This window comes from uncultured Oscillibacter sp., from assembly GCF_910584465.1.
Lineage (GTDB): Bacteria > Bacillota > Clostridia > Oscillospirales > Oscillospiraceae > Oscillibacter.
In genome coordinates, this window is sequence record NZ_CAJUBK010000114.1 from 1 (window position 1) to 4,026 (window position 4,026).

Below are 4,026 nucleotides of genomic sequence, written 5' to 3' on the forward strand. Positions count from 1 at the left end.
AGTCCAGCCCGCCGGAGAGGCCCACCACGGCGGTCTTCGCCCCGGTGTGCTCCAGGCGCTGCTTCAGCCCCAGGGACGCCAGCAGCAAGATCTCCCGGCAGCGGGCGTCCCGGTCCTCCTTCCCCTCGGGGACGAAGGGCATGGGGGAGACGCAGCGGGTCAGCTTCGTCCTGCCCTCTGTCAGGCTGAAGGTCTCCTCGCAGCCGTCGTTCCCCGTGCCCTCCCCCAGGGCCTGGGTCCGGCGGCGCTCATAGCAGAGGCGCTGGACGTCGATCTCGGAGAGCAGCAGGCCCCCCTCGAAGCGGCGCTCCGCCAGCAGGGTCCCGTCCTCCGCGATGAGCTGATGGGCCCCGAAGACCAGATCCGAGGTGGACTCCCCCGCCCCGGCGCTGGAATAGGCATAGCCGCAGAGGAGCTTGGCGCTCTGCATGGTGACCAGCTGGCGGCGGTAGGCGTCCTTGCCCACCAGGTCGTTGCTGGCGGAGAGGTTGCCGACGATCGTGGCCCCATCCCGGGCCATTTGGACGGAGGGGGGATCCGGGGCCCACAGGTCCTCGCAGATCTCGAAGCCCAAGGCCAGGCCCGGCACGTTCTCGCACCGGAAGACCTGTCCCGCGCCGAAGGTGACGAACTCCTGCCCCAGCAGGGGGAGGCTCTCCGGCTCCGGCGGGGCGGGGGCGAACCAGCGCTTCTCGTAAAACTCGCCGTAGTTGGGCAGGTGGGTCTTGGGGACGACCCCCAGGATCTTTCCCTTTTGTATGATCACAGCACAGTTATACAGCTCGTTGTGGACCCGCAGGGGCATCCCCAGGGCGGTGACCACCTCCAGGTTCCTGGTCGCCGCCAGGACGGTCTTCAGGGCCTCTTCCGCCTCCCGCAGGAGCGCGTCCTGATAAAAGAGGTCGCCGCAGGTGTAGCCCGTCAGGCCCAGCTCCGGCAGGACCAGGACCTTGGCCCCGGCCTTCTCGGCGGAGCGCATCATCTGAAAGGTCTGTTCGGCGTTGTACGCGCAGTCCGCCAGCCGCAGCTTCGGCGCGCCGCAGGCGACGGAGATGAATCCATCCTTCATGTTTGGACCCTCCCTCATGGAATTTTCGACAGCCTTATTCTATACTCTTTGCCCGCGTTTATCAAGGGCCCCGCAAAACGAAAAACGGACCGCAGAGCGGTCCGCTGTTCCTTCATTCGGCGGCTCCCTCATCCTTCCGCAGGGCCATGTATCCCATACAGGTCCCGCTGACAGCGCCGCTGTCGATCCCGGCGATGGTCTGGCGGGACCTCTCCTCCCGCTGGGTGTCGAACGCCGCCTGTCGGGCGTCCACCTCCCTTTGGGCGGCGTCCATGGCCTCCTGGGCGGTCCGCTTGGCCCGGTCCTCTGCGGTCCTCAGCCGCTCCATGCCCGCCTCGCCCAGGGCGTACCGGTCCGCCACCAGGACGCCATGACCAAAGCGCATCCTTTTCAACTGGTCATAGGCCATACGGGCCTCCTCCTGGCCCATGCCCTTGGGGGCCGGGGGGAGCGGCGTCCCGGGGAGGAACACGTCCTCCATATAGGGCATCATATAGGTCTTAAAAAGATGGTCCATGGCCTTAGCGTCGTCCATGCCCTGAAGCTTGGCGTGCTCCGGAGCGTAGTAGGATTCCACCTCCTCCCGGATCTCATCGAGATCGGTCACCAGAGCCTTGAAATAGGCGTCATGATAAATACTGTGGTCCGCCTGGGCCTCCAGGGTGGGGAGCTTGAAGCCGTCGGGGATGTTGATGGTGAGCCTGCCGGAGGCCAGCTTCTCCGCCGCCTCGTGGGAGAGGCCGCTTTTTTCCATCTCCGCCGCGATGGCCGCCTGGCGGCCCTCCTCGGAGATCGTCACAGTATCGCCGCTGGGTCCTCCCCTTCCCTGCTCCGCCGGCTTCACGCCGGAGACGACCGCTGTATAGCCATTCCGCCGGACCGTCTGGGTCCAATCGGTATCCCTCACTTCCATGGACTGTCCTCCTTCCCGTCCTCTTATATAAGCTATCGGCAGCGTCCCGGGGGATCATAATACCCCGGGGAACGAAAAACGGACCGCAGAGCGGTCCGTTCCCCGTGTGTGTTTATTTTAGGAGGGAGAAAACGCATCGGGCTGGGAGTACCCTTTGCTTGAGTATCAAGATACCCGAAACTCTTTGCGAAATTATGAGTTGCCTGTAAACAGTTTATGAATGTTGCGGGCGGGCCCGGAGCGGCGCTCGGCGGGCGGGCCCCTGTCTCAAAGATCCCTCACCTTCCGGCTCTGCGCCACGGCCATCGCGTCGCAGCGCTCGTTGAACGCGTTCTCGGCGTGGCCCTTGACCCAGTGGTAATGCAGGGTATGGATCTCCGTCAGATCCAGCAGACGCTCCCACAGGTCCGGGTTCAGGGCGGGCTTCTTGTCCGACTTCACCCAGCCCTTGGCCCGCCAGCTCTTGGCCCAGCCCTTGCTCAGCGCGTCGATGACGTACTTGCTGTCGGACCACAGTTCCACCACGCAGGGCTCCCGCAGGGCCTCCAGGGCCGCGATCACGCCGGTGAGCTCCATGCGGTTGTTGGTGGTCCGGGCCTCGCCCCCGGAGAGCTCCTTCTCATGCCCCCCGTAGATCAGGATGGCCCCCCAGCCCCCGGGGCCGGGGTTGCCGGAGCAGGCCCCGTCGGTATAGATCGTCACTGTCTTCATAGCCGCTCCAAGATCTCCCGCCGCTTCTCCCGGTACTCCTGCTCATCGATCAGGCCGGCCTCCCGCAGGCCCTCCAGCTGTTCCAGGCGGGATCTGGCGTTCAAGTCCGCCGGCCCCTCCCTTCGATCCGCCTCATCCTCGATGTGGATCTCCGGCCCGGAGTAGGTCTCCCCGAACGCCTGATAGAGGTCCATGCCGGTGATGCCCACGGCCACCAGGGTCCACAAGACGCCGAAGGCCCCGAGATGCGGTATGGCTCCCGTCACTCCGATGAGGACGAAGATCCCCCCCACGAGGGCGCCGAAGATGCTCTGGCTTTTGCTGGGGCGGTAGGTGACTCTCCTCCTCATACCGGATCCTCCTCCGGCGTCGCCGTCTGGGCCGCTTCCTCCCGGTCCGCCAGGGCCATGGAGATCACCCGGTCCCCCTCTTCCTTGAATCGCATGACGATCACGCCCTGGGTGGCCCGGCCGCACTGCTTGATGGCGTCCACGTGGGTGCGGATCAGGATGCCCGCCTGGGTGACCAGCAGCAGGTCCTCCGTCCCGTCCACGACCTTCACGCCCACGATGCCGCCGGTCTTCTCCGTCACCATATAGTTCTTGATGCCGCCGACCCCCCGGTTCGTCACCCGGTACTCCTCCACCGGGGTCCGCTTGCCGAAGCCCTTCTCCGTGATGGAGAGGACGGTCTTCCCGGCAGCGGCCCGGGCCGCGCCCACCACGTGGTCCCCCTCCCGGAGCTTGATGCCCCGGACGCCCACGGCCTCCCGGCCCATGGGACGGACGTCGTTCTCGTCGAAGCAGACGGCCATGCCGCCGTGGGTGGCGATGAGGATCTTCTTCGTGCCGTCGGTCTCCCGCACGGACACCAGCCGGTCCCCCTCGTCCATCCGCAGGGCGCGGATGCCGCTGCTGCGCAGGTTCCGCAGGGCCTGCACCGGCAGGCGCTTCACGGTGCCGTTCCGGGTCACCATGAAGAGGTACATCTCCTCCTCCCCGCCGGCCTCCCGGTAATGGATCATGGCCTGGACCCGCTCGCCCTGCTCCACCTGGAGGATGTTGACGATGTTGGTCCCCTTGGCCGTCTTTCCGGAGACGGGGATCTGATAGCCCTTCTTCCGGTACACCTTGCCGGTGTCGGTGAAGAAGAGGATGTGGTCGTGGGTGGAGGCGGTGAAGAGGTCCGCCACGGCGTCCTCCTCCCGGGTGGTGATGCCCTTCTTCCCCATGCCCCCCTTGGACTGGGCGGCGTACTCGCTGACGGGGGTGCGCTTGATATAGCCCGCCTGGGTCAGGGTGAAGACGCACTGCTCCTCCTCGATCAGGTCCTC

General features: G+C 65.9%; 5 protein-coding genes. All 5 read right to left on the reverse strand.

Going from position 1 to position 4,026, the window contains the following annotated elements; all coding sequences use genetic code 11:
• The coding region (locus QZ332_RS13295; RefSeq protein ID WP_295766311.1) for a nitrilase-related carbon-nitrogen hydrolase at nucleotides 1-1,069 on the reverse strand (1,069 nt) is incomplete at its 3' end.
• Nucleotides 1,070-1,181: 112 nt separating this feature from the next.
• Nucleotides 1,182-1,982, reverse strand: a complete 801-nt coding sequence (locus QZ332_RS13300) for a hypothetical protein (RefSeq protein WP_295766313.1) — start codon at nucleotides 1,980-1,982, stop codon at nucleotides 1,182-1,184.
• Between the two features lie 267 nt (nucleotides 1,983-2,249).
• The gene (gene rnhA / locus QZ332_RS13305) at nucleotides 2,250-2,693 is read right to left on the reverse strand and encodes a ribonuclease HI (RefSeq protein WP_295766315.1); all 444 of its coding nucleotides are present in this window, start codon (nucleotides 2,691-2,693) and stop codon (nucleotides 2,250-2,252) included.
• A complete protein-coding gene (locus QZ332_RS13310) occupies nucleotides 2,690-3,043 on the reverse strand; it encodes an SHOCT domain-containing protein (protein ID WP_295766317.1) in 354 nt (117 codons plus the stop codon). The genes rnhA and QZ332_RS13310 overlap by 4 nt, the downstream gene beginning before the upstream one ends.
• The coding region (locus QZ332_RS13315) for a DNA gyrase C-terminal beta-propeller domain-containing protein (protein ID WP_295766319.1) at nucleotides 3,040-4,026 on the reverse strand (987 nt) is incomplete at its 5' end. The genes QZ332_RS13310 and QZ332_RS13315, both read right to left, overlap by 4 nt.

Excerpts from the sequence above, each read along its gene's own strand:
- QZ332_RS13300 (WP_295766313.1), bottom strand. The coding sequence starts at position 1,982 with ATGGAAGTGAGGGATACCGATTGGACCCAGACGGTCCGGCGGAATGGC.
- rnhA (WP_295766315.1), bottom strand. The coding sequence starts at position 2,693 with ATGAAGACAGTGACGATCTATACCGACGGGGCCTGCTCCGGCAACCCC.
- QZ332_RS13310 (WP_295766317.1), bottom strand. The coding sequence starts at position 3,043 with ATGAGGAGGAGAGTCACCTACCGCCCCAGCAAAAGCCAGAGCATCTTC.